A 24,632-nucleotide genomic window follows, 5' to 3' on the forward strand; every position below is an offset into this window, starting at 1 on the left:
CTCACCGGCCGGAGCGCCCCCACCCGTCAGGATCATCTCCGGCGTCATCTACACTGGTCGGGCCCGGTCACACCTGTGCAGTCCGGATCACGACGCCCGTTAGCGGCCGTTTTGACCCTACGCAGGGCCAGCGGGTAACCTGATCCGCTGTTGTGCGGTATACGGTGCGACTAGGGTCCGCCGCGCGTTTTCGAGTTGGTCCTCCAGCTCAAACGCATCACCGCAGTGACATCCCGTGATGTGAGGACGACGAGGTAGACCCGTGCGCACGTACAGCCCGAAGCCCGGCGAGGTGAAGCGCACCTGGCACGTCATTGACGCCCAGGACCTGGTGCTCGGCCGGCTCGCCACCCACGCCGCGACTCTGCTGCGCGGCAAGCACAAGCCCATTTTCGCTCCGCACATCGACACCGGCGACTTCGTCATCGTGATCAACGCGGACAAGGTGGCCCTCACCGGCCAGAAGCGCGACCAGGAGTTCGTGTACCGCCACAGCGGTTACCCGGGCGGTCTGCGCAAGCGCTCGTTCGGCGAGATGATCGACAAGCACCCCACCAAGCTGGTCGAGAAGACCATCAAGGGCATGCTGCCGAAGAACAAGCTCGGCAACGCGATGGGCAAGAAGCTCAAGGTCTACGCCGGCCCGGAGCACCCGCACGCGGCCCAGCAGCCGCAGCCGTTTGAGATCAAGAAGGTCGCCCAGTGACCGCGGCCGACGAGAACTTCGAGGAAGCCAGCGTGAGCACTGAAGAGACCGCAGCCGTCGAGGAATTCGACGCTGCCGCCGAGGTCGTCGAGGACGCCGTCGCGCCCGAGGTCGAGGAGTCCGCGGAGGAGGTCGCCGCCGAGGTGACCGAGTCCGACGAGGCTGCCGCCGAGGAGAGCGACACCGACGAGGACGCCGCTCCGGTCCGCACGATCCCCGTGCTGTCCAAGCCGGTCCAGACCGTCGGCCGTCGCAAGGAAGCCGTGGTCCGGGTCCGCCTGGTGCCGGGCAGCGGCAAGTTCCTCCTCAACGGCAAGACCCTTGAGGACTACTTCCCGAACAAGGTGCACCAGCAGCTCATCAAGGAGCCGCTGGTGACCCTGGAGAAGGTCGAGGCCTTCGACATCTTCGGGAACCTGCGTGGCGGTGGCCCCTCCGGCCAGGCAGGCGCGCTGCGCCTGGCGATCGCCCGCGCCCTGATCGAGGTCGACAGCGAGGACCGTCCCCCGCTGAAGAAGGCCGGCTTCCTCACTCGTGACCCTCGGGTCAAGGAGCGCAAGAAGTACGGTCTGAAGAAGGCCCGTAAGGCGCCTCAGTACAGCAAGCGCTGATTTACCGCCGCAAGGCAACCAGCGGGAGCAGCTATCCGTATACGGAGAGCTGCTCCCGCTTTTTTGTCATCCGCCGCCCCCAGTTCCCGGAGGACCCCCCGTCATGGCTCGACTGTTCGGCACCGACGGCGTTCGCGGACTCGCCAACGCTGACCTGACCCCGGAGCTAGCGCTCTCCATCGCCGCCGCGGCGGCGCAGGTCCTGGCCGAACACGACCGCTCGCACCGCCCGATCGCGGTGGTCGGCCGGGATCCGAGGGCCAGCGGCGAGATGCTGGAGGCCGCGGTCACCGCGGGCCTGGCCGCGGCGGGCGCGGACGTGCTGCGGGTCGGCGTGCTGCCCACCCCAGCGGTGGCCTTCCTGATCGCCGAGCTGGGCGCTGACCTGGGCGTGATGATCTCCGCCTCGCACAACGCGATGCCGGACAACGGGATCAAGCTGTTCGCCGCGGGCGGGCTGAAGCTGCCGGACACCGTCGAGGACGAGATCGAGGCCAAGCTCGCCGACACCACGGCCGGCAGGCCCACCGGCGCCGGGGTCGGCCGGGTGCGGGACATCGCCGACGCCGGTCAGCGGTACGTGGACCACCTGCTGCTGGCCACCGGTCAGCCCCTGGAGGGCATCAAGGTCGTGGTGGACTGCGCCAACGGCGCCGCGGCCGCGGTCGCCCCGGACGCCTACCGCCGGGCGGGCGCCGAGGTCATCGCGGTGCACGCGGACCCGGACGGCCTCAACATCAACGAGAACTGCGGCTCCACCCACATCGACGGCCTCGGCAAGATCGTGCTGGAGCACGGCGCCGACCTGGGCATCGCGCACGACGGCGACGCCGACCGCTGCCTGGCCGTGGACGCCGACGGCAACGTCGTCGACGGCGACCAGATCCTGGCCGTGCTGGCACTGGCCATGAAGGACGCTGGTGAGCTGGCCGAGGACACCCTGGTCGCCACCGTGATGAGCAACCTGGGCCTGCACCTGGCCATGCGCGAGCACGGCGTGCACCTGCGCACCACCGCGGTCGGCGACCGGTACGTGCTGGAGGAGCTGCGCGCCAACGGCTACACCCTGGGCGGCGAGCAGTCCGGCCACGTGGTGCTGCCCGGACACGCCACCACCGGCGACGGCCTGCTCACCGCGCTGCGCCTGATGGCCCGGATGGCCCTGACCGGCAAGTCCCTCGCCGACCTGGCCGGCGTGATGCGCCGGCTGCCGCAGGTGCTGATCAACGTCAAGGTCACCGACAAGGCCGCGGTCGCCAACGCTGTCTCGGTGGCCGAGGCGGTGGCCGCGGTCGAGGCCGAGCTGGCGGGCAACGGCCGGGTGCTGCTGCGCCCCTCCGGTACCGAGCAGCTGGTCCGGGTGATGGTGGAGGCGCCCAGCCAGGACGCCGCCCAGGACGCGGCCCAGCGGCTGGCCGGGGTGGTTTCCGCGGTGCGCTGATCGGCCGCCGCGCTAGGGTGCGGGTGTGATGATCGGTGTCCCGCAGCTGATGGTGCTGCTGTTCGTGCTGGTGATGGGCGCGGTGGTGCTGGTGGCTGTGCTGGCCGCGCGCCGGAAGAAGCGCCAGGCGACCGGGTACCCGCCGCCTGGCTACTACCAGCAGCCTGGTCAGTACCCGCCCAACGGCCCCGGACCTCGGTAGCGGCCCCTGCTCAACCGGTGGCCAGGTACATTTCTCTCCCAGACGTGGAAAGACCCTGGGGGCCGTGAGATGAGTGTTGAGGACAGGCTGGCCGCCGCGCTGCGACAGCAGTACGAGGCCACCCGGGAGAACGAGCTGCTCCGGGACATGCGCGAGTCGCAGGTGGCCAAGGCCACCGCCTCGGCCAAGGAGGAGCTGGACCAGCAGGGCAAGGTCACCGACCGGGTCACCGCGCACATCACCGAGCTGGCCAAGCGCCAGCGCAAGGGCGGCGGCTGGGCCACCAGTTCGGTGATGGATCGCGGGGACGGTCAGTTCCGCTTCGGCGGGGAGGAAGAGGAAGAGGGCTACCGGCCCGCGCCCGCCTACTCCGCGCCCGTACCGCCGCCGCCTCCGCCCCCGCCGCCGGTGGCGCCGCCGCCGGTGACCAGGCGGGCGCCCGCCCGGCGGCCGGCGGACGACGATGACGACTACGAACAGCAGTCCTGGCTGAGCTGACCCACGGCGGGCTGGGTCAGGGCAGGCGGAGCAGGGCCGCGACCACCGTGTGGCCCTGATCAACCGAGACCACCACGGCCGCGCCGCCGATCCCGGCGGTGAGCACGCCGATCAGCTGGAACAGTCCGGCCGCCGCGCCGGTGTCGCCGAGCAGCCCAGCCGGGTTGACCGCGTCGGCCGCGCTGAGCAGGCCGGACAGCTCGACCGGCGCGCTGACCATGCCGACCTCGCCGGGCTTGATCCGGTGCCGGGTCAGCAGCCCGCGCACGCAGTCGGTCACCGCGTCCTGGACCTGGTCCCCGGCCACCAGCCGGGAGCCGAAGCCGAGCACCTCGGCCAGGACCGGCCGCTGGCCTGGCGGCTCCAGCAGCAGCACCCCGGCGCCCTCGCCCAGCGGCCCGGCCCGCACCGGGTACTGGCCTTCCAGCCACTCGCGTTCCGGGGTCAGCTCCTCGGTGCCGCCAACCAGGGCCCGCGCGCACTGACCGCCGCCGATCAGCCTGCTCGCGTAGCGCAGCGCGCCGAGCACCGCGGCCCGGCCACCGGCCACGGTCGCGTTCGGGCCGCGCAGCCCGTGCCGGATGGCGCAGATCGAGGCCGGGCCGTTCATCAGCGCGAACGGCACCAGCGAGGGTTCGATGAAGTAGGGCCTGCGCCGGGTCAGCGAACCGCGCACCACGTTGGCCTGGGTGCCCGCGCTGCCGCTGGTGGTGCCCAGCACCAGCGCGGTGTCCGGATCGGCCAGGTCCGGGTGCGCGGCGAGCAGTTCGCCGACGGTGAGCACGGCCAGTGCGGCGGCCCGGTCCATCGAAGCGGTGCCCTTGAGCCCGAGCAACGCCTGGATGTCCAGCTCCGGCACGGCGCGGCCGTCGGGCGCCCGGCCGCTGCGCAGCCCGGCCAGCAGGGACTCGGTGGCCAGGCCGTAGGCCGAGGCGGCGGAGTGCGCGGTGAGCGCGAGGCCGCTCACCCGGCGGCCCCGAGCAGCACGATCGCGTTGTTGCCGCCGAAGGCCAGTCCGTTGCTCTGCACCACCCGCAGCCGGGCGGGCACCGCGGTGTTGGGCACGCAGTCGATCGGGCACTCCGGATCGGTGACCCGGTGGTTGATCGTCGGCGGGATGAAGCCCTCGGTGATGGCCAGCGCGCAGGCGGCCACCGACAGCGCGGTGGCCGCGCCCATGGTGTGCCCGAGCATCGACTTGAGCGAGACGGTGCGTGGCGGGTGCTCGCCGAAGACCTCGCGGATGGCGGCGGTCTCGGTGACGTCGTTGGCCTTGGTGCCGGTGCCGTGCGCGGAGATCAGGTCGACCTGGGCAGGCGTGATGCCCGCGTTGGCCAGCGCGCGGGTCATGCCGAGGGCGATGCCCGCGCGTTCCGGCGCGACCTGGTGGTAGGCGTCGCAGCTCAGGCCGTAGCCGAGCAGTTCGGCGTGGATCCGGGCGCCCCTGGCCACCGCGGACTCCCACGGTTCCAGCAGCAGCACCGCGGCGCCCTCGCCGGTCAGGATGCCCTGGCGGCCGGCGTCGAAGGGGCGGCACACGTCGGGGGAGATGGTGCCAAGGCGGTAGAAGCTGGTGAAGGTCAGCCGGCACATCGCGTCCGCGCCGCCGCACAGCGCGAAGTCCGCCTCGCCGGAGCGGATCGCGTCGAAGCCGTTGCCGATCGCGTAGTTGCCAGCCGAGCAGGCCGTGCCCAGGGTGCACAGTTCGACCTCGCGCAGGCCGAGTTCGGTGGCGATGTCCAGCCCCAGCCGGGCGGCGGGCACCTGGGCCGCCAGCAGCGGGTCCCGGTGCCCGTGCTCGGCCGCCAGGTCCGCGGCCACCAGCCGTTCCAGGGTGGGCGCGCCGCCGTCGGTGGTGCCCATCGAGATCAGCCCGTGCCCGGCACGCAGCCGGTCGAGGTCCGCGCCGGCCTCGCGCACGGCCATGGTGGCGGCGGCCGCGGCGAACTGCCCGGCCCGGCCCAGCGCGGCCGGATCCACCACCCGCAGCCAGTCCGCCGCCTCGAAGCCGGTGACCTCGCAGCCCATCGTGCGGTCGAAGCCGGTGGTGTCGAAGGCGGTGATCGGCCTGGCCCCGCTGCGGCCGGCCCGCAAGCCGTCCCGGAAGGCCCCGGCGCCGATCCCGATGCTGGAGACCACGCCGATCCCGGTGATCGCGACCCGCCGCCCGGTCACGCCTGGCGCGCCCTGGCCAGCACGTCCAGCACCGACTGGAGATCGACCAGGTGCGCCAGCTCGGACTCGTCCACCTCGATGTCGTACTCGATCTCCAGGTTGGTCAGCAGTTCGATCAGCATCATCGAGTCCGCGCCCAGCTCGGCCAGGAACGAGGTGTCCGGCCCGACTCGCTCCGGTTCGACCCCGAGCACCCTGCTGATCACCGCGCGGATGCGTTCGACCTGGTCCTCCACGGGGTGTGCCGCCTTCCTCCGATGCGCTGACGTCCGGGCCCATTCAACTACGACCCGCGCGTTCCCGCGGTAGGGTGCCCGCGCTGACGTCAACAGGGGTGGGGATGAGATGCCGAGGACAACGCAGGTGCTGGCCAGGGTGCTGCCCACCGACGTGTCGGACGTGCTGCTGATGGTGACCACGGCCGCCGCGCTGGGCGCGCTGGTTATCTCGATCCTGGTGCTGGCCAAGCTCGGCAAGTCCGGGCGAGTAGGTCAGCCGCCCATGTCCTTCGGGCCGCCGCCTGGGCCGCCCGGACCGGTGGGACAGCCCTTCCCACCGCAGCCGCAGGCCCACCCCGGCCAGCAGCCCCCACCCGGATGGGGTCAGCCGCAGGGCTGAGTCGAACCCCGGCTCCCTACCCGGAGTACTCGCCCGGTCGGCGGAACCGTTGAACCGTGTGTGCCGGGCAGGCCGGTGTGCCACAGTGAGCGTTGGCCCCAGGCGGGCCAGGCGCCGCGTGCGGTGTGCGCGCGCAAACCGTTGACCGCGGCCGGGAACGGCGGGCGGAACGGCGACGTCTGCGTTGTGAACACTCCAATGGGGAGGAAGGGACCGTGGCAGGTTACGGATCTGATCCGGCGACGATGAACAGGGTCGCCGGCTCCATCGCAGACGGCGCGACCAAGACCAGTGACGGGGTCAAGGACTTCGTGGCCAGCCAGGCCAATCCGGCTGACTTCGGCACGAAGCACCAGGAAAAGGGCGGCCCGTACCGCGACGGCGTGCAGAAGCTGGCCGACGGGGTCAAGGGCATGGTCGAGTCGATGACCGCCTTCTCCAACAAGGTCAAGCAGTCGGCGGGCACCTACCGCGGTTCCGAGTCGACCAACGCGGGCAATGTGCGTAGCTCCGGGGGCAAGTGATGGCCAAGGCTGACTGGAACGAAGTCAAGGCGATCCTTGACAACCCCAACGTCAATCCGGACACCAAGCGCGAGATTCTCGACGAATACCTCGACACGCGCGAGGACGACCGGATTGACGACGAGCACAAGAAGTACATCAAGGATTACTCGCCAGGCCACGACCTCGACGACGAGGACGAGGGCGAGTTCGACGGCGACGATGACGACGAGGACGAGGAACAGGAACTCGACGAGGCCGTCGCCAAGGGCAAGCAGGAAGCCTCCGACGCCGACAACAAAGACGGCAGCGACAAGAAGGCCACCGACGCCAACAACCAGGCGAAGGACAAGATCGGCAAGGCCCAGCCGCCCGCGCTCGGCGGTGGCGGCACCAAGAACTCCAACGAGCTGTTCGACGGCGCGGTCAGCAACCTGGAGATGTTCAAGCGCTTCCTGCCCGCCTGGAACATGCGCGGCGTCAAGCACGTCGACTTCCAGAGCGGGATCCAGCTCCGGTGGGAAGAGCAGAAGGGCATCGACTTCCAGAAGTTCCTCACCGAGGCCGATGAGTTCACCAAGGCCAAGGCCGCGGTCGACCAGTACATGGACGATGTCGACGGCCAGCTGATCAGCCTCTACGGTGCCTGGGACGGCAAGGCGGCCAGCGCTTCCAGCCAGCACTACAGCGGCGCGGTGCGCCCGCAGCTGGACCAGCTGGTCAAGCAGCTCGGCGGCGCGGGCGAGACGCTGTCCAAGGCGGTCGGCGAGATCTACCGGGCCTGCAAGCTCAAGTGCGAGGAACTGACCAACGCCTTCACCCTGACCATCGCCGGCGCGCCGCCGGAGATGGCCAAGAAGATCGTCACCATCGCGATGCAGGGCCTCACCGGCGACGACGACGCGCAGCGCAACCAGATCAAGGAGGTGGCGAGCTGGCTGGACCGCACGACCGGCAGCGCCACCTCGCGCGCGCTGGACGACGACGACTGTGGAGACCTTGAGGAATCCACCAAGACGATGGTGCGCGACACCTGCAAGAAGTGGGCCGACGGTCCTTTCGACAAGGAGTTCGGCGGCAAGATCACCCAGTTCGAGAACTCCTGCAACGCCGCGCTGACCACGGTCAACGCCCAGTGGGACTCGATCAACAACTTCCTCAAGGGCTACGAGCCGAAGTTCCCCAAGGACGGCACCGGCGGTGGCGGTGACACCGGCGGCAACGGCGGTGGCGGCACCGGCACCGGTGGTGGCGGCGGGGGCGGCACGGGTTCCGGCGGTGGTGGCGGGGGCGGTATGCCCAAGCCGCCGTCCATGCCGGAGCTGCCCAAGCCGGAGATCCCTGGCGCGCAGGACCCGTCCAAGCTGCTGGACCAGACCGACCCGTCCAAGGTGCCGGTGCCCAACGACCAGCAGACCGTCACCATCGACGACGGCAGCGGGCGCAAGATCCAGGTGACCGAGCCGACCGATGACGGCAAGGTCAAGCTGATGGTCACCGGGCCGGACGGCAAGCCCAAGCCGTACGAGATCGACTTCCAGCTGCCGGGTGAGAAGACCGGCCAGCCGGGAATGCCCGGCCAGCCCGGCGGGCCTGGTCAGCAGGGCGGTATGCCCGGCGCGCCGCACGAGCGGCTGGACGTCTCCGGCAAGCCCGGTGGGCCCGGCGGCGAGCAGCCGACCCAGATCAAGCCCGGACCGGACGGCACCGCCTCCTTCCGGGACGGCAACTCGCTGATCACCACCCAGCTGGTGCCGGGGTCGAGTGACCAGATGAAGGTCACCATCGACAACATGGACGGCAAGCCGCCGACCACGTACACGGTGAACTTCGAGGACGAGGGCCCCAAGGGCGGGCCTGGCCAGGGACCGGGCAGCCAGGGCGGTCCTGGCGGTCAGGGTGGCCAGGGCGGGATGCCGCGGCCGATGCCGTTGATCGGCGGCGAGCCCGGCGACATCCGCCAGGGCGGTCCGATGCGGGCCGAGCCGATGCCGTTCCAGCAGCAGGGGCCGTACCAGACCGAACCCGCCTTCGGGCGGATGGAGCCCGGTCAGCACCTGCCACCGGGACAGCACATGCAGCCGGAGCCCGCCTTCGGGCGTGGTGGCGAACCGATGATGCCGCAGGGCGCCCAGGGCGGTCCGCCGCCCGGCTGGCAGGGCGGCCCGCCGCAGGGTCCGCCGCCCGGTTGGCAGGGTGGGCCCCCGCAGGGCTGGCAGGGCGGTCCGCCGCCCGGGTTCCCGCCGCAGGGTCCGCCGATGGGGCCGCCGCCAGGGATGCCGCACTGGCAGCCGGAGCCGATGCAGCACGGCGGTCCGCCGCCTCCGCCGCCCGGCTGGCAGCCGCCGCCCCCACCGCAGCACATGCCGCCGCCGCAGTTCGGCCACGAGCAGGGCTGGCAGGGCGGGCCGCCGCAGGGCAGCCCGCCGCCGCCCCCGCCGGGGTGGCAGCCGCAGCCCCCGCCGCCGCCGAACTGGGGCGGGCCGCAGCCCGGCTTCGCCGGCGGGCCGTTCCCGCCGCAGGGCTTCATCGACGGCACCGGGACGGCCTCGGCCGCCTCGGGCAGCTACGACCTTGGGCACACCACGACCTCGGCGGGCGGCAACCCGGGCAGCCCGTCCGCGGGCAGTGCCTTTGGTGGCGGACCGGACCATCCGCAGTCCGGTGGCGCCGGTCTGTCGGACACCAACAGCCCGCAGGCCACCGGTTCCGGTGGCGCCGGGCTGGCCTCGGTGCCCGACGGCGGCGCGTGGAACCAGCAGCAGATGGGCGGTCAGCCCCCGGCGGGCGCGCCGATGGGTGGCGGCATGCCGATGGGCGGTGGCGCGGGCGCCGGTGGCGGCCAGGGCGGCGACCAGGAGCGGCAGGCCAGCAACTGGCGCACGCAGGGCCAGTACTTCTCCATTGACGAGGAAGGCGAGCGGAAGTGGGTCAACCCCGTGCTCGGGGATGACGGGTTCCGCGACCGGTGACCGGACCGGCCCCGCGGTAGGGGCTCACGCCGGGCGGCCACCCGCCGCCCGGCTGAGTCAGCGGCGCGCGGGCGTGGGCAGCGGGCCGCGGGTGTAGTCGATGGTGCAGCCGCGGACCTCCTCCTCCAGCAGTGCGCTGTAGGCGCGGGTGCCGGTGAGGATGCGCAGCAGGAACGCGGTGGCCAGGGCCTTGGTCAGGCGCTGGGTGGTGTGGTGGGAGCGACCGTCCAGCAGCAGGTCGCTCCAGTGCCTGCCCTCGGTGAAGGCCAGGTGGGTGGCCTTGGTGATGCCGCGCAGCTGCACCGGTCCGGCCCAGGCCTGGGCGACCGGCTCCACGTGGCCGACGGTGGGGGCGACCAGGTCCTGCACCGCGGACAGGTGCAGGCCGGGCATGGCGCACTGGTGCGCGGCGTCCAGCGCGGAGGGCCGGGTCTCGGCCAGCGCCAGGGTGACCACGGCGCGGATCCGCTCGTCCTCGGCCGCGGCCAGCACCGCGGCGCCCGCGCCCATCGAGTGACCGGCCAGGGCCAGCCGTTCCGGGTGCACGCTGATCTGGCCCTCGCCAAGGCGGACGCCGGTGCAGACGTCCAGCGCGGTGCGCAGGTCGGCGGCGAAGAGGCGGTGACTGGGCAGCGCGCCGGTGTGCGTGCCGGGGGCGGCGACCACGATGCCCCAGCTCGCCAGGTGTTTGAGCAGGCCGAGGTAGCGGCGGGTGGGTTGCAGCCAGCCGTGGCCGAAGGCGACGGCAGGCAGGCCGAGACCCCGCGCCGGGGTGACGATCACGCCGGGCAGGCCGATCAGGCCCAGGTCCCCGCGTAGCACCTGGTGCGGACCGGGGCGGGACAACGTCACCAGCGCCTGCTTGGCCGTCAGGGCCTTGACCGCGCGTGCCATGCCCCGGACGGTAGTGGATACCGGCCAGCCGGGCTGGCGTCGGCCCGAGGTTTGGACCAATCCGACTCCTCCGACGGCAGCGCCTACCCTGTCCCGAGTGTGTGGGATCGTGGGATACGTAGGTCATCGGCCGGCCCTGACCGTCGTGCTGGACGGGTTGCGGCGGCTGGAGTACCGGGGTTATGACTCGGCGGGCGTGGCCGTGCTTGACGGCGACGGCGGACTGGCCATGGAGCGCAAGGCCGGGCCGCTGGTCAACCTGGAGACCAGGCTGGACGAGGTCGGCCGGGACGGGTTCGCCGGAACCAGTGGCATGGGCCACACCCGGTGGGCCACGCACGGCGCGCCGACCGACCGCAACGCGCACCCGCACCGGGACACCAGCGGCAGGCTCGCCGTGGTGCACAACGGCATCATCGAGAACTTCATCGCGCTGCGTGCCGAGCTGGAGGCCGCCGGGATCGAACCGGCCAGCGACACCGACAGCGAGACCGCGGCGCACCTGATCGCCGCCGCCTACCTCGACGGCGCGACCGCCGGTGACCTGGCCGCCTCGGTGCGCCTGGTCTGCCGCCGGCTGGAGGGCGCCTTCACCCTGGTCGTCACGCATGCCGACCACCCGGACCTGATCATCGCCGCCCGCCGGTCCTCGCCGCTGGTGGTCGGGGTCGGCGAGGGGGAGAACTTCGTCGCCTCCGATGTGGCCGCCTTCATCGAGCACACCAGGGACGCGGTCGAGCTGGGCCAGGACCAGGTGGTCGAGCTGACCCGGGCCGGGTACTGGGTCACCGACTTCCACGGCGAGGACGCGCCGAGCACGCCGTTCCACGTGGATTGGGACCTCGCGGCCGCGGAGAAGGGCGGCCACGAGTACTTCATGCTCAAGGAGATCGAGGAGCAGCCCGACGCGCTGGCCAACACGCTGCGCGGGCACTTCCAGGACGGCCGGATCGTGCTCGACGAGCAGCGGCTGTCCGATCAGGACCTGCGGGACGTGGACAAGGTGTTCGTGGTGGCCTGCGGTTCGGCCTACCACTCCGGGCTGGTCGCCAAGTACGCCATCGAGCACTGGACCCGGCTGCCGGTGGAGGTCGAGCTGGCCAGCGAGTTCCGCTACCGGGACGCGGTGCTGGATCGCTCCACCCTGGTGGTGGCGGTCTCCCAGTCCGGCGAGACCGCGGACACCCTGGAGGCGGTGCGGCACGCCCGCGAGCAGAAGGCCAGGGTGCTGGCGGTCTGCAACACCAACGGCGCGCAGATCCCGCGTGAGTCCGACGCGGTGCTCTATACCCACGCCGGACCGGAGATCGGGGTCGCCTCCACCAAGGCGTTCCTGGCCCAGATCGCGGCCAACTACCTGGTCGGCCTGGCCCTGGCGCAGGCCCGCGGCACCAAGTACCCGGATGAGGTCGCGCGCGAGTTCCACGAGCTGGAGGCCATGCCGGCCGCGGTCGCCCAGGTGCTGTCCACTGTGCACAAGACGCGGGAGCTGGCCAGGGAGCTGGCCGACTCCAAGGCGGTCCTCTTCCTCGGTCGCCACGTGGGGTACCCGGTGGCGCTGGAGGGCGCGCTCAAGCTCAAGGAGCTGGCTTACATGCACGCCGAGGGCTTCGCCGCCGGTGAGCTGAAGCACGGGCCGATCGCGCTGATCGAGGAGGGGCTGCCGGTCGTGGTGGTCATGCCCTCGCCGAAGGGCCGGGCGGTGCTGCACAGCAAGCTGCTGTCCAACATCCAGGAGATCAGGGCCCGTGGCGCGCGCACCATCGTGATCGCCGAGGAGGGCGATGAGACGGTGCGGCCCTTCGCCAATGACCTGATCGAACTGCCCGCGGTGCCCACCCTGTTGCAGCCGCTGGTCTCCACCATCCCGTTGCAGGTGCTGGCGGCCGAGATCGCCCGCGCCCGCGGCTACGACGTGGACAAGCCGCGCAACCTGGCCAAGTCGGTCACCGTCGAGTGAGCGGGGTTTGGGGCGCCGACCGGGTCCGGGCGGCCGAGCACGAGGTGTTCAAGCGGGTCCCCGAGGGCGCGCTGATGCGCCGGGCCGCCTTCGGCCTGGCCGGCTACGCCATGACCATGCTGGCCGAGCTGACCGGCGGGGTGGCAGGGCGGCGGGTGACGCTGCTGGTCGGTGCGGGCAACAACGGCGGGGACGCGTTGTGGGCCGGGCACTTCCTGCGGCGGCGCGGGGTCGCGGTGGAAGCCGTGCTGCTCAGCCCGGACCGCGCGCACCCGGCCGGCCTGGCCGCGCTGCGCCGCTCCGGCGGCCGGATCGCGGATGATCACCTGACCGCGGTGCGCTCGGCGGACCTGGTGCTCGACGGCATCGTCGGCCTGTCCGCCCGCGGCCCACTGCGCCCGGCCGCGGCCGAGCTGGTCGCGCAGGTCGAGGCCCCGATCCTGGCCGTGGACCTGCCCAGCGGCGTGGACCCGGACACCGGCGTGGTGGCCGGCGCGGCGGTGCACGCGGCCGCCACGGTCACCTTCGGCTGTCTCAAGCCGGTGCACGTGCTCGCCGCCGGGCACTGCGGCGAGGTCCACCTTGTCGATATCGGCATTGGCTCTGACCTGGGCGAACCCGAGCTGGTGGTGCTCTCCGACGCGGAGGTCGGCGCCCGCTGGCCGGTGCCAGGACCCACCGACGACAAGTACACCCAGGGCGTCACCGGCATCGCGGCTGGCTCGGCGGTCTACCCGGGTGCGGCGGTGCTGGCCGTGGGCGCGGCCATCCGGGCCACCTCCGGCATGGTCCGCTACGCGGGCGAGGCGGCCGACCCGGTGCGCGACCGCTGGCCCGAGGTGGTGGCCACCGGCTCGGTCACCGACGCCGGCCGGGTGCAGTCCTGGGTGGTCGGCCCCGGCCTGGGCACCGGCAAGGCGGGCGCCGAGGTGCTGCGCAGGGTGCTGGCCGCCGGGGTCCCGGTGTGCGCGGACGCGGACGCGATCACCCTGCTGGCGGCCGAGGAGTCCCGGTGGGATGAGCGCGACCCGGACACCCCCATGGTGCTCACCCCGCACGACCGCGAGTTCGCTCGCTTCGCCGGCGCGGTCGGCGAGGACCGGATCGCCGCGGCCCGCCGCGCCGCCGAGCGGACCGGCGCGGTGGTACTGCTCAAGGGCCACGCCACCATCGTCGCCGCCCCGGACGGCCGGGTGCTGGTCAACCCGGCCCGCTCGGCCTGGCTGGCCACCGCCGGATCGGGTGACGTGCTCTCCGGCCTGATCGGCGCGCTGCTGGCGAGCGGGCTGGACCCCTGGCTGGCCGCGGGCTGCGCGGTGCGCGCGCACGAGCTGGCCGGTCAGCTGGCCGCACGCGACGCGCCCACCTCGGCCTCGGTGCTGGTCGAGGTGCTGCCGCAAGCTATTCGAGCCCTGCGGGTAGCGGCTGGATTCAGGTGACCTGGCCCAAAGAAAAACCCGGCCCACAAGGGGCCGGGCGGGTATGGGGCCACTTTACCTCTTGGCGGAGAAAGAGACAACTGGACTACCAGCCGGGTGGCCGGTGGTAGGTGCGTACGGGGTCCGGGAGCTGGTGCGAGGTGTAGTCGGCCGCGGTGAGAGCGCGCCACCAGTGACGGCCGACGCCTATGTTCGCGTCAGCGGACAGATCGCCCGCGGTGTAGCCGCTGCCGGGGTTGACGACGCCGACCGGCACTCGATGCCACGCCTCTCGGACAGGTAGGCGTAGATCGCTGTCATTGCTGATCACGACTGCGGCGTCGACAGCCTGGGAGAGGACGTCGACCAGCAGGTGGGAGGCGACGTTGACGTCGGAACCCTTCTCCTCCCAGGTGGCCACCGAGGCGATGAAGGTCGCGTCGGGCACCGGCACACCGTGCCGCTGGATCTTCACCGGCCAGTCGGGCTCGACCAGGATCGGGCGCCTGCGGTTGCCCGCGACTGCCAGTGGGCGCTTGATGACCTTGCTGATGTAGTTGCCGTACTCGATGTGGTCGACGCTGCCGGACCCACGCAGTGCTTTGAGGTACACGTCCTGGTCGGCGGAGCCACTGGGGTTGGTGGCGCCGTCGATCCGCGCTGTGCAGTAGACCACCCGGGTGACAGTCGCCGCTGGCCACCGCTGCCCTTGTTCGGCGACCGTGGTGCGGGCCAGCCCACGCACGTCCAGCCAGCGCCAGCCCGGGGTTCCCCGGCCACAGCGCTTCCGGCCGCCGTAGTAGAGGTTGTACCCGTCGACATAGATCCCCACCCTCATCAGGCGACCGTAGCGACCTGGCCAGGCCCTCTTCGGGGTTTGGCCCACTTATCCACAACCGGGAGATGGCGATTGGCAATTGCCACCCGGAACCCTGCGGGTAGCGGCTGGATTCAGGTAGAAAACCGGCAGTTCGATGACCATTTGAGGGTGCCGACAGCCCCCCGATGTCCATAGGGTGAGCCCAGGTGTGCGGCTTCGGACACAGCGGGGTGAGTGGATGAGTCAGGTCCGCGTCTTGGGCGAGTCGGTGGAGCGGGGCGAGGAGGTGCTCACCCCGGCCGCCTTGGAGTTCGTGGCCGGGTTGCACCGGGCGTTCGGGGCGCGGCGGGCCGAGTTGCTCGCCCGGCGGGCCGAACGGCGGGCCCAGGCATCCGGGGACCGGCGGCTGGACTTCCTGCCGGAGACACGGGAGATCCGCGAGTCGGAGTGGCGGGTCGCCGAGGCGCCCGCTGATCTGCGGGACCGGCGGGTGGAGATCACCGGGCCGACCGAGCGGAAGATGGCGATCAACGCGCTCAACTCCGGGGCCAAGGTGTGGCTGGCCGATCTGGAGGACGCGAACACCCCGCACTGGTGCAATGTGGTCTCCGGGCAGGTCAACCTGGCCGACGCGGTGCGTAAGACGATCGAGCTGAGCACGCCGGAGGGCAAGCGGTACGCGCTGAGCCCGGAGGGCGGGCACGCGGTGATCGTGGTGCGGCCGCGCGGCTGGCATCTGGACGAGGCGCACCTGCTGGTCGACGACGAGCCGGTGGCCGGCGCGCTGGTGGACTTCGGGCTGTACTTCTTCCACAACGCCGCCGAGCTGATCGCCCGCGGCAGTGGCCCCTACTTCTACCTGCCCAAGCTGGAGAGCCACCTTGAGGCCCGGCTGTGGAACGACGTGTTCACCCAGGCCCAGGCCGAGCTGGACATCCCGCTGGGCACCGTGCGGGCCACCGTGCTGATCGAGACCATCCCGGCCGCCTTCGAGATGGACGAGATCCTCTACGAGCTGCGCGAGCACGCCTCCGGGCTGAACGCGGGCCGCTGGGACTACCTGTTCAGCATCATCAAGACCTTCCGGGACGCCGGGCCCGAGTTCGTGCTGCCCGACCGCAACAGCGTCACCATGACCGCGCCGTTCATGCGTGCCTACACCGAACTGCTGGTGCGCACCTGCCACCGTCGCGGCGCCTTCGCCATGGGCGGGATGGCCGCGTTCATCCCGAACCGGCGCGATCCCGAGGTCACCGCGACCGCGCTGGCCAAGGTGCGCGAGGACAAGCAGCGCGAGGCCGAGGACGGCTTCGACGGGTCCTGGGTGGCGCATCCGGACCTGGTGCCGGTCTGCCGCGAGGTCTTCGACGCCAAGCTGGGCGAGGCGCCCAACCAGCTCGCCCGGACCAGGGACGACGTGCAGGTCAAGGCGGAGCAGCTGCTGGACGTGGCCTCGGCGGACGGCTCGGCCACGCTGGCCGGGCTGCGCAGCGCGGTGGACGTCGGGGTGCGCTACATCGCCTCCTGGCTGGCAGGCAACGGTGCGGCGGCCATCCACAACCTGATGGAGGACGCGGCCACCGCGGAGATCTCCCGGTCCCAGCTCTGGCAGTGGATCTACAACGACGTCGGCCTTGACACCGGCGAGCCGGTCACCGCCGACCTGGTGCGCCGGGTGCTCGCCGAGATCACCGCGCACCTGCGCGGGGAGCGCCTGCCCAACCTGGACGCGGCGGCCGATCTGTTCGAGCAGGTCACCCTGGCCAAGGACTACCCGGACTTCCTCACCCTGCCTGCCTACCAGCGCATCGTGACCAGCTAGGGAGAGTCCACAGTGGATCTGGACGGGATCGCGAGCGAGCTGGACCAGCAACTGTCCACTGTGGACTACGAGCGGGAACGGGCCTACCCGGGCGATCCCGGCGGGCGGCAGCCGGTGCACACCGTCTACGTGCCAGCCGACCGGGTCCGGCCCGGCCTGGCCGCCGCCTGGGGCGCCCAGGCCAGGGCGGTGCTGGCCGAGCACGCGCCGGACGGGGCCGCGCTGGCGGCGGCGACCGGCGTGCAGGGCGCGGCGGAGCTGCGCGGCCGGGTGCTGGCCAAGCTGAGCGCGGAGCCGGTCGAGGACCTGCGGGTGGACCTGGAGGACGGCTTCGGCGCGCCCGGCGAGGCCGAGGAGGACGCGGCGGCCCGCTCGGCCGGGCGGGCGTTGCGCGCGGACCTGGCGGCGGGCACCGCGCCGCCGTTCTTCGGCGTGCGGCCCAAGGGCCTGGAACCGGCGTTGCGCCGGCGCGGGCTGCGCAGCCTGGCGTTGTTCCTGACCGAACTGCTGGACGGGTCCGGACTGCCCGGGTTCGTGATCACCTTCCCCAAGGTCACCTCGGTCAGCCAGGTCTCGGCCGCGGTGTGGCTGTGCGAGCGACTGGAACGCGAGTTCGGGCTGGCCGAGGGCGAGCTGAAGTTCGAGCTGCAGATCGAGACCACCCAGGCCATCCTCGGGCCGGACGGGCGGGCCACCGTCGCGGAGATGGTGCACGCCAGCGAACGCCGCTGCGTCGGCCTGCACTACGGCACCTACGACTACAGCGCGGCCTGCGGGGTCACCGCGGCGCTGCAGAGCATGGCGCACCCGGTGGCCGACCACGCCAAGATGGTGATGCTGCTGGCCGCCGCGGGCACCGGGGTCCGGCTCTCCGACGGTTCCACCAACATCCTGCCGGTGGGCGGGGCGGCCGAGGTGCACGCGGGCTGGCGGCTGCACGCCCTGCTGATCCGCCGCTCCCTGGACAGCGCCTACTACCAGGGCTGGGACCTGCACCCGCACCAGCTGCCGACCCGGTTCCTGGCCACCTACGCCTTCTACCGGGAGGCCTTCCCGGCCGCGGCCGCGCGGCTGCGCGGCTACCGGGAGCGGATCGCCGGGACCGTGCTGGACGAACCGGCCACCGCGCAGGCGCTGGCGATCGCGCTGGTCCGCGGCCTGGATTGCGGGGCGCTGGAGTCGGCCGAGGTGACCGCGGCGGTGGGTGCGGACCGGGCCGAGCTGGACGCGCTGGCCCGGCGCCGGGTGGGCTGAGCCACTCCGGCCGACCGGCTGGTTCTCGCGGTCGAAACCTGAGCGCAACGTGGGAAAGGCAGGGTCCGCCCATGGCCACAGACACCCCCGTGGAAGCGGTTTCCCGGACCCGTCGGATCCTGTCCTCGTTATTCCTCCAGGTGCTGCTGGCCGCGGTGCTGGGCATCCTGGTCGGGGTGCTGTGGCCGGAGTTCGGCGCGGCGCTGAAACTGCTCGGCGACGCCTTCATCCGGGCGATCAAGATGATCATCGCGCCGCTGGTGTTCTGCGTGGTGGTCACCGGCATCGCCAAGGCGGGCGACCTGCGCTCAGTCGGCCGGATCGGGCTCAAGGCGCTGATCTACTTCGAGGTGGTCAGCACCCTGGCCCTGCTGCTCGGCCTGGTGCTGGGCAACCTGGTGCGGCCCGGCGACGGCCTCAACGTGGACCCGGCCACCCTGGACTCCTCGGCGGTGGAGAAGAAGACCGGCGGCGCGGCGCTGCCCGGCGTCGGCGGGTTCCTGCTGCACGTGGTGCCGGAGAGCGTGATCGGCGCCTTCGCGGACAACCAGCTGCTCCAGGTGCTGCTGTTCGCGGTGCTCTTCGGCGCGGCGCTGGTGCACCTCGGGCCGGCCAGGGCGCCGCTGGTGCTCGCCTTCGTCGAGCAGGCCGGCGAGGTGATCTTCAAGATCGTCGGCTACGTGATGCGGCTGGCCCCGATCGCGGTGTTCGGCTCGCTGGCCTACCTGATCGGCCAGTACGGGCTGTCCTCGCTGGTCACCTACGGCAAGCTGATCGGGGTCAGCTACGGCGCGGCCGCGTTGTTCATCGTGCTGCTCGCGCTGCTGCTGCGAGTGCTCACCGGGCTGAGCCTGTGGGCCTTCGTGCGCTACACCCGGGCCGAGTTCGTGCTGGCCATCGGCACCGCCTCCAGCGAGTCGGTGATGCCGCGGATGATGGACAAGCTGCGCGCGGCGGGCTGCAAACCGGAGGCGGTCGGGCTGGTGCTGCCCACCGGCTACTCCTTCAACCTCGACGGCGCCTCCATCTACCTCTCGCTGGCCACCCTGTTCATGGCCCAGGCGGTGGGCATCGAGCTGACCATCGGGCAGCAGCTCACCGTGCTGCTGGTGCTGATGCTGACCTCCAAGGGCATGGCGGGCATCCCCGGCTCGGCCTTCCTGGCGCTCTCGGCCACCGCCGCCTCGGTCGGGGTGATCCCGGCAGGCGCGGTCGCGCTGCTACTCGGTGCGGACCGGATCATGGACACCATGCGGGTGGTGACCAACCTGCTCGGCAACTGCGTGGCCACCTTCGTCGTCGCCAAATGGGAGGACGGACTCGACACCCAGGCCGCGCGGGCCGCCTTCGCCGGGAAGCCCGAGCGCTCCTTGTGACACCATTGAGGGTGTTATGGCTGACCAGACGCGCGCCGCCCGCGCCGAGACCGTGATCGACACGGACGCGCTGCGGCACAACTACGCCTACCTGTCCGCGCTCGCCGCCGAGTCCGAGGCGGCCACCATGGCCGTGGTCAAGGCCGACGGCTACGGGCACGGTGCGGTCGAGGTGGCCAGGGTCGCGCTCACCGCCGGGGTCACCTGGCTGGGCACGGCCGCCATCGAGGAGGCCCTGGAACTGCGGGCCGCCGGGATCACCGCACCGCTGCTGTGCTGGCTGTACCCGGCCGAGCAGGACTTCACCGAGGCCATCGCCGCCGATATCGACCTGTCGGTGTCCTCGATGGCCGAGCTGACCAGGGTGCTCGCGGGCGCCGGGGCGACCGGGCGGGTCGCCCGGATCCACCTCAAGGTCGACACCGGCCTGTCCCGCAACGGGGCCGAGCCCGGCCGCTGGCGGGGCCTGTTCGAGGCCGCGGCCAAGGCCCAGGCCGACGGCGTGCTCAAGGTGATCGGCCTGTGGTCGCACCTGGCCAGCGCGGACGAACCGGCCAGCACGGCCACCGGCCAGCAGTACCAGATCTTCCTGCACGCCTACCGGCTCGCGGTCGAGCTGGGCCTGACCCCGCTGTGCCACCTGGCCAACTCCGCGGCCACCCTGCTGCGCGACGACCTGCACTTCGACCTGGTCCGGGTGGGTATCGCGGGCTACGGCCTCAACCCGGTGCCCGGCCACGGCGGCGAGCATCTGCGCCCGGCGATGACCTTCCGCTCCAGCGTGGCCAGGGTGAAGCGGGTGCCCGCGGGCACCGGCGTGTCCTACGGCCTGACCTGGACCGCGCCGGTGGAGACCAGCCTGGCCCTGGTGCCGGTGGGCTACGCCGACGGCGTGCCCAGGGCGCTGTCCGGGCGGATGGACGTGCAGATCAACGGCAGGCGGCTGCCGGTGGTCGGCCGGGTCTGCATGGACCAGATCGTGGTGGACTGCGGGGAGGCCGAGGTGGCCGAGGGCGACGAGGTCATCCTGTTCGGTCCCGGCGACCAGGGCGAACCCACCGCGCAGGAGTGGGCGGACAAGATCGGCACCATCCACTACGAGATCGTCACCGGCATGTACCGGCCGCGGGTGAAACGCAGCTACCGGGGTCGCGGATGAACCGGATCTGGCGCGCCGTCGGCATCGCGGGCGGCGTGCTCGGCGCGGCCGTGGGCGCGGGCGCGGTCGGCGCGGCCACCCAGACCCGCCGGATCAAGGCCCAGCGCGAGGACGGCGCCGAGGCCGACCCGTTCGCCGACGAGCCGCTGGGCGAGCTGCGGCCGGACCGGCAGTCCACGGTGGCCGCCGACGACGGCACGCCGATCGTGGTCGAGGAGATCGACCCAGCCGACGGCGGCAAGGCCGAGCTGACCGTGGTGCTGGTGCACGGCTACACCCTGGACCGCCGCTGCTGGCACTTCCAGCGCCGCGACCTGCCCGGACTCGTCGATCCGCGGGTCCGGCTGGTGCTCTACGACCAGCGCTCGCACGGCCACTCTGGCCGGTCCGGCCGGGACCTGGCCACCATCGAGCAGCTCGGCAAGGACCTGGACGCGGTGCTGCGCGCGATCGCGCCGAACGGCCCGCTGGTGCTCGTCGGCCACTCCATGGGCGGCATGACCATCATGGCGCTGGCCGAGCAGCAGCCCGAGCTGTTCGTGCAGCGGGTGCGCGGGGTCGCGCTGATCGGCACCGCCGCGGGCAAGGTGGGCAGCTCCGGCCTGCCCCGCCCGGTGCTGTCCCGGTACAACCCGGTGACCCTGGGTGTCGGCAAGATCGCCGGCACGCTGCCCGGCGTGGTCGAGTGGGTGCGCCGGGTGGGCGGCGAGATCACCTGGAGCGTGGTGCGGCGACTGGCCTTCGGCGACCGCGAGGTGAGCCCCTCGCTGGTCGACTTCATGGACCGGATGATCGACGACACCCCGGTCGAGGTGATGACCGACTTCCTGCCCACCCTGGAAACGCACAACCGGTACGCGGCACTGGCCGGGCTGCGGCACTGCACGGTGCTGGTGCTGGGCGGCGACGCGGACCGGCTGACCCCGTTCTCGCACTCCGAGGCCATCGCGGCCGAACTGCCCGACGCCGAACTGGTGCGGGCTTCCGGGGCCGGGCACATGGTGATGCTGGAACAGGCCGACCTGGTGACCGGGAAACTGACCGAACTCATCCACCGCTGCGCCAGCAGCGGCGGCGGAAAGCGCTGGTGGCGAAGGGCATGACCACTGTGGACAGTGCACTGTGGACTATCGAGCTGCCGGAGGTGGCACACACCGAGGCGTTCGGCGCCCGGCTGGGCGCGCTGCTGACCGCGGGTGACCTGGTGTTGCTGGCCGGGCCGCTCGGCGCCGGGAAAACAGCGCTGACCAGGGGAATCGGTGCCGGACTCGGGGTGCGCGGGCAGGTCAGCTCGCCGACCTTCGTGATCGCCAGGGCACACAAGCCGGGCGAGCGCGGCATCCCGCTGGTGCACGTGGACGCCTACCGGCTCAGCGGTTTCGACGAGCTGGAGGACCTCGACCTGGAGACCGACCTGAGCACCTCGGCGGTCGTGGTCGAGTGGGGCGAGGGCGTGGCCGAGGGCCTGGCCGAGCAACACCTGCTCATCCGGCTGGACCGCCGCGAGGACGAGACCAGGGTGGCCACCGTCTCCGGCACACCCCGGCTGCTGGCCGGGCTCCGGCAGGGCTGAGGCCCGCGGCCGGGATCCGGCGGGGCGTGACCCCACCGGACCCCGGATCGCTCAGCGGGTCGCCGACCAGTAGATGGCGTTGGCGACCTGGCTGTACAGGCCCTTCGGGTGCGCCCGGAACATCGGCTCGGTGCCGAAGAGCACCACCCGTGCGCCGGACTCGTCGGCGCCCGAGACCACCGCGGCCTGGCCACCGGCCGCCGCCGGACCGCCGGAACCGTCCTCATTGGACGTCCAGTGCCCGGAGGCGAGCGGGTTCCCGGTGCCGTAGCGCTGTTCCACGGTCACCCCGGCGCCGATCTCGGTGAACCACTGCGGCGAGTAGATGAAGGAGTTGGGCAGCGCCTCGGCGCCGATGACCCCGGCCGCGTTGTTGGCCACCGTGACCACGCCGTTGGCATCGCCCTTGCCCTGCACCGCCTTGACCGGCAGCAGGCCGGCCTGGCTGTTGAACGCGCTGCCGGTGGCGCCGCGGGTGACCACGCCGCCCTTGGCCAGGAACGCCTGCAGCGCGGTCTTCGCGGCCGGGTTGAGGCCGGTGAAGGACAGGCCGGAGGAGGCGAACAGCACGTCCACCCGGCTCAGGTCGAACCCGTTGTTGAGCACCGTGGTGGACACCGGTCGCACGTCGAAGCCCATGTCCCGCAACGCGAACAGCTCATCCGGACCCACCGCGGCGGCAATGGTCAGCCTGCGCAGCGGGCTGCCAGGCTCACCGGCGGCGGCCAGGCCGAAGCGCACGCCGTGGCGGTCGGCCACCTGGATCGCGTCCACTCGCGCGGCGGCGGGCACGATGATCGAACCGTCCGCGCGGCGGCGCAGTTCGATGCCCCGGCCGAGCAGATCGTTGATCGCACTGGCGTCCTTGCCGTCCCGCACGGTCAGCGTGAGGTCCTTGCCCGGCGCGGCGTCCACCCCGCCGGTCGGCGCGGCCACGACCACCGGCTTGCCCTGCACCCGCAGGTCGCCGGAGACCGCCACGTCCACCGAGGCGCCCCAGAGCAGGCGGTGGCTCCAGCCGGAGATGTCATACATCAGCGGCGCGCGTTCGGAGACGTCCCCGCCCTGCTCCAGCATCACGTTGGCCAGCGCCCGCTTCGGCTGGTGCATGTCCACCACGTAGGAGCCAGCCGGGTAGCCGCGGCCGTTGAGCTGGAAGGCCCGCTCGGCCCTGGTCACCTTGACGTCGTGCGCGACCAGGTGGTCCACCAGCCGGGCCGCGGCCGAGCCGGAGCGCTGGGTGCCGCCTGCCGGGATGACGTAGGCGCGCGGGAATTTGGTGCTGTAGCGGTCCTCCGGGCCGAAGCCGGGCACGAACCCGTCCGGGATCGGCCGCAGTGCCTCACCGGCCGCGCCGCGGCGGAAGATCTCGATCTGGTTGGCCACCAGGTCGGCGCGGTTGGCCGAGACGTAGTCCAGGGTGCTGCGGATGGTGGACTCGACCACGTCGGTGTTGATCGAGGACCGGCGGCGCAGCTCGCTCACCGGCAGGCTCTGGTACGCGCCGCGGTTGACCTGCAACGGGATCTCGATGGTGTAGGAGACCGCGCCGTGGAACATGGCGTACTGCGCGGTGAACACCGGCGCCCAGCCGTCCCACTCGCCGACCGGGTAGTCCCGGAACGGGATCTGCACGTTCTGCGCCTCGGCGTGGCCGAGCGCCTTGACGCCCTGCTCCATCTTCAGGCCGTTGGCGTAGCCGTGCTTGATGTAGAGGTCGAAGTCGTAGTTCTGGCCGTGCGGCGGGCCGGTCGGCTCGATCAGGGTGCCGCCGACGTAGCCGTGCTCGTCCAGCATGGCCACCGGCTGGGTGCGGATCGCGATGTCCCGCATCGCCCTGCCCTCGGGCTGGGCGGAGGTGACGAAGTCGCGGTTGAGGTCGAAGTTGTTCGCGTTCGGCCGCACCCCGGTCACCCTGCCGTCCGGGTTCGCGGTCACGTTGAAGTAGACCCGGTGCTGCTTGAGCAGGTCCAGGGCCTTGCGATCACCGGTGGTGGCCAGGTAGTCGATCATCCGCAGGGCGCCGTCGGTGCCCTCGTACTCGTCGCCGTGAATATTTCCGTTGATCCACACCGGCGCCTTGTACTCCCGGCGCAGCCGGTTGTCCCGAGCCGCCGAGCGCGGGTTGTTCTCGATCTCCTCGCGCCAGGCGTCCTGCTGCCGGGTCTCGTGCGCGCGCTCCGGCGCGGTCAGCGTGACCAGGTACAGGTCCCGGCCCAGACCGGACTGGCCGATCACCTCCACCGACACCCGGTCGCTGCGCTGCTGGATCTCGTTCAGCTTGGGCGCGATCGAGTGGTACGGGGCCAGGCCCAGCTTGATCGAGGAGTCGCTGGGGTCCTCTGGATAGACCCGGAGCTGGGTCTGCCGCGGGTACCCGTCCTTCTTGGTGACCTTGTTCTCGCCGAAGGCCCGCAGCAGCCCGCTGCGCCCGGTCGCGGTGTCGGTGGCCGCGATCTCATTGCGCTCCGGCCCGTTGGCCGGGTCCTCGCCCTTGGTCACCCGCTCCGGCTGGGCGGGGGCGGCGTTGACGGCAGGTGTGCCCAAAAGGGCGGTGCCCGCGGTGAGCACCGCGGCGGCAAACACCGTCACACGGTGTCTTCTACGGCTTGTCAGCACGAGTGTGCCTC

Annotated in this window: 22 protein-coding genes; 16 read left to right on the plus strand and 6 right to left on the minus strand. The window is 71.9% G+C overall.

The genetic code is table 11. The features are described from left to right. Nucleotides 1-262 precede the first annotated feature (262 nt). The 5 genes from rplM (at nt 263) to ACTOWY_RS27440 (ending at nt 3,458) form a co-directional block, all read left to right on the plus strand. Nucleotides 263-706 carry a 50S ribosomal protein L13 gene (rplM, locus tag ACTOWY_RS27420; protein WP_185000358.1) on the plus strand — a complete coding sequence of 148 codons (444 nt, stop codon included), beginning with the start codon at nt 263-265 and terminating at the stop codon, nt 704-706. A gap of 32 nt (nt 707-738) precedes the next feature. Then, nucleotides 739-1,317, plus strand: coding sequence for a 30S ribosomal protein S9 (rpsI, locus tag ACTOWY_RS27425; RefSeq protein ID WP_441312500.1), 579 nt, complete (start codon nt 739-741; stop codon nt 1,315-1,317). Nucleotides 1,318-1,420: 103 nt separating this feature from the next. After that, nucleotides 1,421-2,758 (plus strand): phosphoglucosamine mutase, encoded by a 1,338-nt coding sequence (glmM, locus tag ACTOWY_RS27430; RefSeq protein ID WP_441312501.1) that lies wholly within the window; start codon nt 1,421-1,423, stop codon nt 2,756-2,758. 25 nt (nt 2,759-2,783) lie between these two features. After that, complete coding sequence (locus ACTOWY_RS27435; protein ID WP_441312502.1) at nt 2,784-2,960, plus strand: hypothetical protein; 177 nt, start codon at nt 2,784-2,786, stop codon at nt 2,958-2,960. 69 nt (nt 2,961-3,029) lie between these two features. Next, nucleotides 3,030-3,458, plus strand: a complete 429-nt coding sequence (locus tag ACTOWY_RS27440) for a hypothetical protein (RefSeq protein ID WP_441312503.1) — start codon at nt 3,030-3,032, stop codon at nt 3,456-3,458. Nucleotides 3,459-3,474: 16 nt separating this feature from the next. On the opposite strand, the gene ACTOWY_RS27445 is transcribed toward ACTOWY_RS27440, so the two are convergent. The 3 genes from ACTOWY_RS27445 to ACTOWY_RS27455 are packed head-to-tail and all read right to left on the minus strand — an operon-like array spanning nt 3,475 to nt 5,869. Beyond that, entirely contained in the window at nt 3,475-4,425 is a 951-nt protein-coding gene (locus tag ACTOWY_RS27445) for a beta-ketoacyl synthase N-terminal-like domain-containing protein (protein WP_441312504.1), read from the minus strand. Further along, on the minus strand, nt 4,422-5,633 hold the full coding sequence (locus tag ACTOWY_RS27450; RefSeq protein ID WP_441312505.1) for a beta-ketoacyl-[acyl-carrier-protein] synthase family protein: 1,212 nt from the start codon (nt 5,631-5,633) through the stop codon (nt 4,422-4,424). Before ACTOWY_RS27450 ends, ACTOWY_RS27445 begins: the two co-directional genes overlap by 4 nt. Continuing rightward, a complete protein-coding gene (locus ACTOWY_RS27455) occupies nt 5,630-5,869 on the minus strand; it encodes an acyl carrier protein (RefSeq protein WP_441312506.1) in 240 nt (79 codons plus the stop codon). Before ACTOWY_RS27455 ends, ACTOWY_RS27450 begins: the two co-directional genes overlap by 4 nt. Before the next feature lie 109 nt (nt 5,870-5,978). On the opposite strand from ACTOWY_RS27455, the gene ACTOWY_RS27460 reads away from it, so the two are divergent. The 3 genes from ACTOWY_RS27460 to ACTOWY_RS27470 all read left to right on the plus strand — a co-directional run bounded on the left by ACTOWY_RS27460 (nt 5,979) and on the right by ACTOWY_RS27470 (nt 9,726). Continuing rightward, entirely contained in the window at nt 5,979-6,251 is a 273-nt protein-coding gene (locus tag ACTOWY_RS27460; RefSeq protein WP_441312507.1) for a hypothetical protein, read from the plus strand. A gap of 245 nt (nt 6,252-6,496) precedes the next feature. Then, nucleotides 6,497-6,775 (plus strand): hypothetical protein, encoded by a 279-nt coding sequence (locus tag ACTOWY_RS27465; RefSeq protein WP_247755594.1) that lies wholly within the window; start codon nt 6,497-6,499, stop codon nt 6,773-6,775. Then, a complete protein-coding gene (locus ACTOWY_RS27470; RefSeq protein ID WP_441312508.1) occupies nt 6,775-9,726 on the plus strand; it encodes a WXG100 family type VII secretion target in 2,952 nt (983 codons plus the stop codon). The genes ACTOWY_RS27465 and ACTOWY_RS27470 overlap by 1 nt, the downstream gene beginning before the upstream one ends. 57 nt (nt 9,727-9,783) lie before the next feature. On the opposite strand, the gene ACTOWY_RS27475 is transcribed toward ACTOWY_RS27470, so the two are convergent. Further along, nucleotides 9,784-10,620, minus strand: coding sequence for a dienelactone hydrolase family protein (locus tag ACTOWY_RS27475; protein ID WP_441312509.1), 837 nt, complete (start codon nt 10,618-10,620; stop codon nt 9,784-9,786). Between the two features lie 97 nt (nt 10,621-10,717). On the opposite strand from ACTOWY_RS27475, the gene glmS reads away from it, so the two are divergent. Then, nucleotides 10,718-12,580, plus strand: a complete 1,863-nt coding sequence (gene glmS, locus ACTOWY_RS27480) for a glutamine--fructose-6-phosphate transaminase (isomerizing) (protein WP_441312510.1) — start codon at nt 10,718-10,720, stop codon at nt 12,578-12,580. Further along, entirely contained in the window at nt 12,577-14,019 is a 1,443-nt protein-coding gene (locus tag ACTOWY_RS27485) for an NAD(P)H-hydrate dehydratase (RefSeq protein WP_441312511.1), read from the plus strand. The genes glmS and ACTOWY_RS27485 overlap by 4 nt, the downstream gene beginning before the upstream one ends. Before the next feature lie 85 nt (nt 14,020-14,104). Here the strand turns inward: ACTOWY_RS27485 and ACTOWY_RS27490 are convergent, their stop codons facing one another. Beyond that, nucleotides 14,105-14,836, minus strand: a complete 732-nt coding sequence (locus ACTOWY_RS27490; protein WP_441312512.1) for an NYN domain-containing protein — start codon at nt 14,834-14,836, stop codon at nt 14,105-14,107. A 220-nt stretch (nt 14,837-15,056) separates the two neighbouring features. Here ACTOWY_RS27490 and aceB point away from each other — a divergent pair, with 220 nt between their 5' ends. From aceB to tsaE, 6 genes are all read left to right on the plus strand, one after another. After that, complete coding sequence (gene aceB, locus ACTOWY_RS27495; protein ID WP_441312513.1) at nt 15,057-16,640, plus strand: malate synthase A; 1,584 nt, start codon at nt 15,057-15,059, stop codon at nt 16,638-16,640. A gap of 12 nt (nt 16,641-16,652) precedes the next feature. Next, nucleotides 16,653-17,894 carry a DUF6986 family protein gene (locus ACTOWY_RS27500; protein WP_441312514.1) on the plus strand — a complete coding sequence of 414 codons (1,242 nt, stop codon included), beginning with the start codon at nt 16,653-16,655 and terminating at the stop codon, nt 17,892-17,894. Between the two features lie 71 nt (nt 17,895-17,965). Next, the gene (gene dctA / locus ACTOWY_RS27505) at nt 17,966-19,270 is read left to right on the plus strand and encodes a C4-dicarboxylate transporter DctA (protein WP_441312515.1); all 1,305 of its coding nucleotides are present in this window, start codon (nt 17,966-17,968) and stop codon (nt 19,268-19,270) included. 16 nt (nt 19,271-19,286) lie between these two features. After that, complete coding sequence (alr, locus tag ACTOWY_RS27510) at nt 19,287-20,429, plus strand: alanine racemase (protein WP_441312516.1); 1,143 nt, start codon at nt 19,287-19,289, stop codon at nt 20,427-20,429. Next, entirely contained in the window at nt 20,426-21,532 is a 1,107-nt protein-coding gene (locus ACTOWY_RS27515) for an alpha/beta fold hydrolase (RefSeq protein ID WP_441312517.1), read from the plus strand. Before alr ends, ACTOWY_RS27515 begins: the two co-directional genes overlap by 4 nt. After that, on the plus strand, nt 21,529-22,002 hold the full coding sequence (gene tsaE, locus ACTOWY_RS27520; RefSeq protein ID WP_441312518.1) for a tRNA (adenosine(37)-N6)-threonylcarbamoyltransferase complex ATPase subunit type 1 TsaE: 474 nt from the start codon (nt 21,529-21,531) through the stop codon (nt 22,000-22,002). Before ACTOWY_RS27515 ends, tsaE begins: the two co-directional genes overlap by 4 nt. A 51-nt stretch (nt 22,003-22,053) precedes the next feature. Here the strand turns inward: tsaE and ACTOWY_RS27525 are convergent, their stop codons facing one another. Then, nucleotides 22,054-24,594, minus strand: coding sequence for a M14 family zinc carboxypeptidase (locus ACTOWY_RS27525; RefSeq protein WP_441312519.1), 2,541 nt, complete (start codon nt 24,592-24,594; stop codon nt 22,054-22,056). Nucleotides 24,595-24,632 lie beyond the last annotated feature (38 nt).

Origin of the sequence: Crossiella sp. CA198, from assembly GCF_052078295.1 — a bacterium.
Lineage (GTDB): Bacteria > Actinomycetota > Actinomycetes > Mycobacteriales > Pseudonocardiaceae > Crossiella.

Bases quoted from the DNA above. Each gene is read 5' to 3' on its own strand.
- alr (WP_441312516.1), top strand. From the start codon at position 19,287: ATGGCTGACCAGACGCGCGCCGCCCGCGCCGAGACCGTGATCGACACG.
- ACTOWY_RS27475 (WP_441312509.1), bottom strand. From the start codon at position 10,620: ATGGCACGCGCGGTCAAGGCCCTGACGGCCAAGCAGGCGCTGGTGACG.
- aceB (WP_441312513.1), top strand. From the start codon at position 15,057: ATGAGTCAGGTCCGCGTCTTGGGCGAGTCGGTGGAGCGGGGCGAGGAG.
- ACTOWY_RS27470 (WP_441312508.1), top strand. From the start codon at position 6,775: ATGGCCAAGGCTGACTGGAACGAAGTCAAGGCGATCCTTGACAACCCC.
- ACTOWY_RS27460 (WP_441312507.1), top strand. From the start codon at position 5,979: ATGCCGAGGACAACGCAGGTGCTGGCCAGGGTGCTGCCCACCGACGTG.
- ACTOWY_RS27515 (WP_441312517.1), top strand. From the start codon at position 20,426: ATGAACCGGATCTGGCGCGCCGTCGGCATCGCGGGCGGCGTGCTCGGC.
- glmM (WP_441312501.1), top strand. From the start codon at position 1,421: ATGGCTCGACTGTTCGGCACCGACGGCGTTCGCGGACTCGCCAACGCT.
- ACTOWY_RS27465 (WP_247755594.1), top strand. From the start codon at position 6,497: ATGAACAGGGTCGCCGGCTCCATCGCAGACGGCGCGACCAAGACCAGT.
- ACTOWY_RS27440 (WP_441312503.1), top strand. From the start codon at position 3,030: ATGAGTGTTGAGGACAGGCTGGCCGCCGCGCTGCGACAGCAGTACGAG.
- dctA (WP_441312515.1), top strand. From the start codon at position 17,966: ATGGCCACAGACACCCCCGTGGAAGCGGTTTCCCGGACCCGTCGGATC.
- ACTOWY_RS27490 (WP_441312512.1), bottom strand. From the start codon at position 14,836: ATGAGGGTGGGGATCTATGTCGACGGGTACAACCTCTACTACGGCGGC.
- tsaE (WP_441312518.1), top strand. From the start codon at position 21,529: ATGACCACTGTGGACAGTGCACTGTGGACTATCGAGCTGCCGGAGGTG.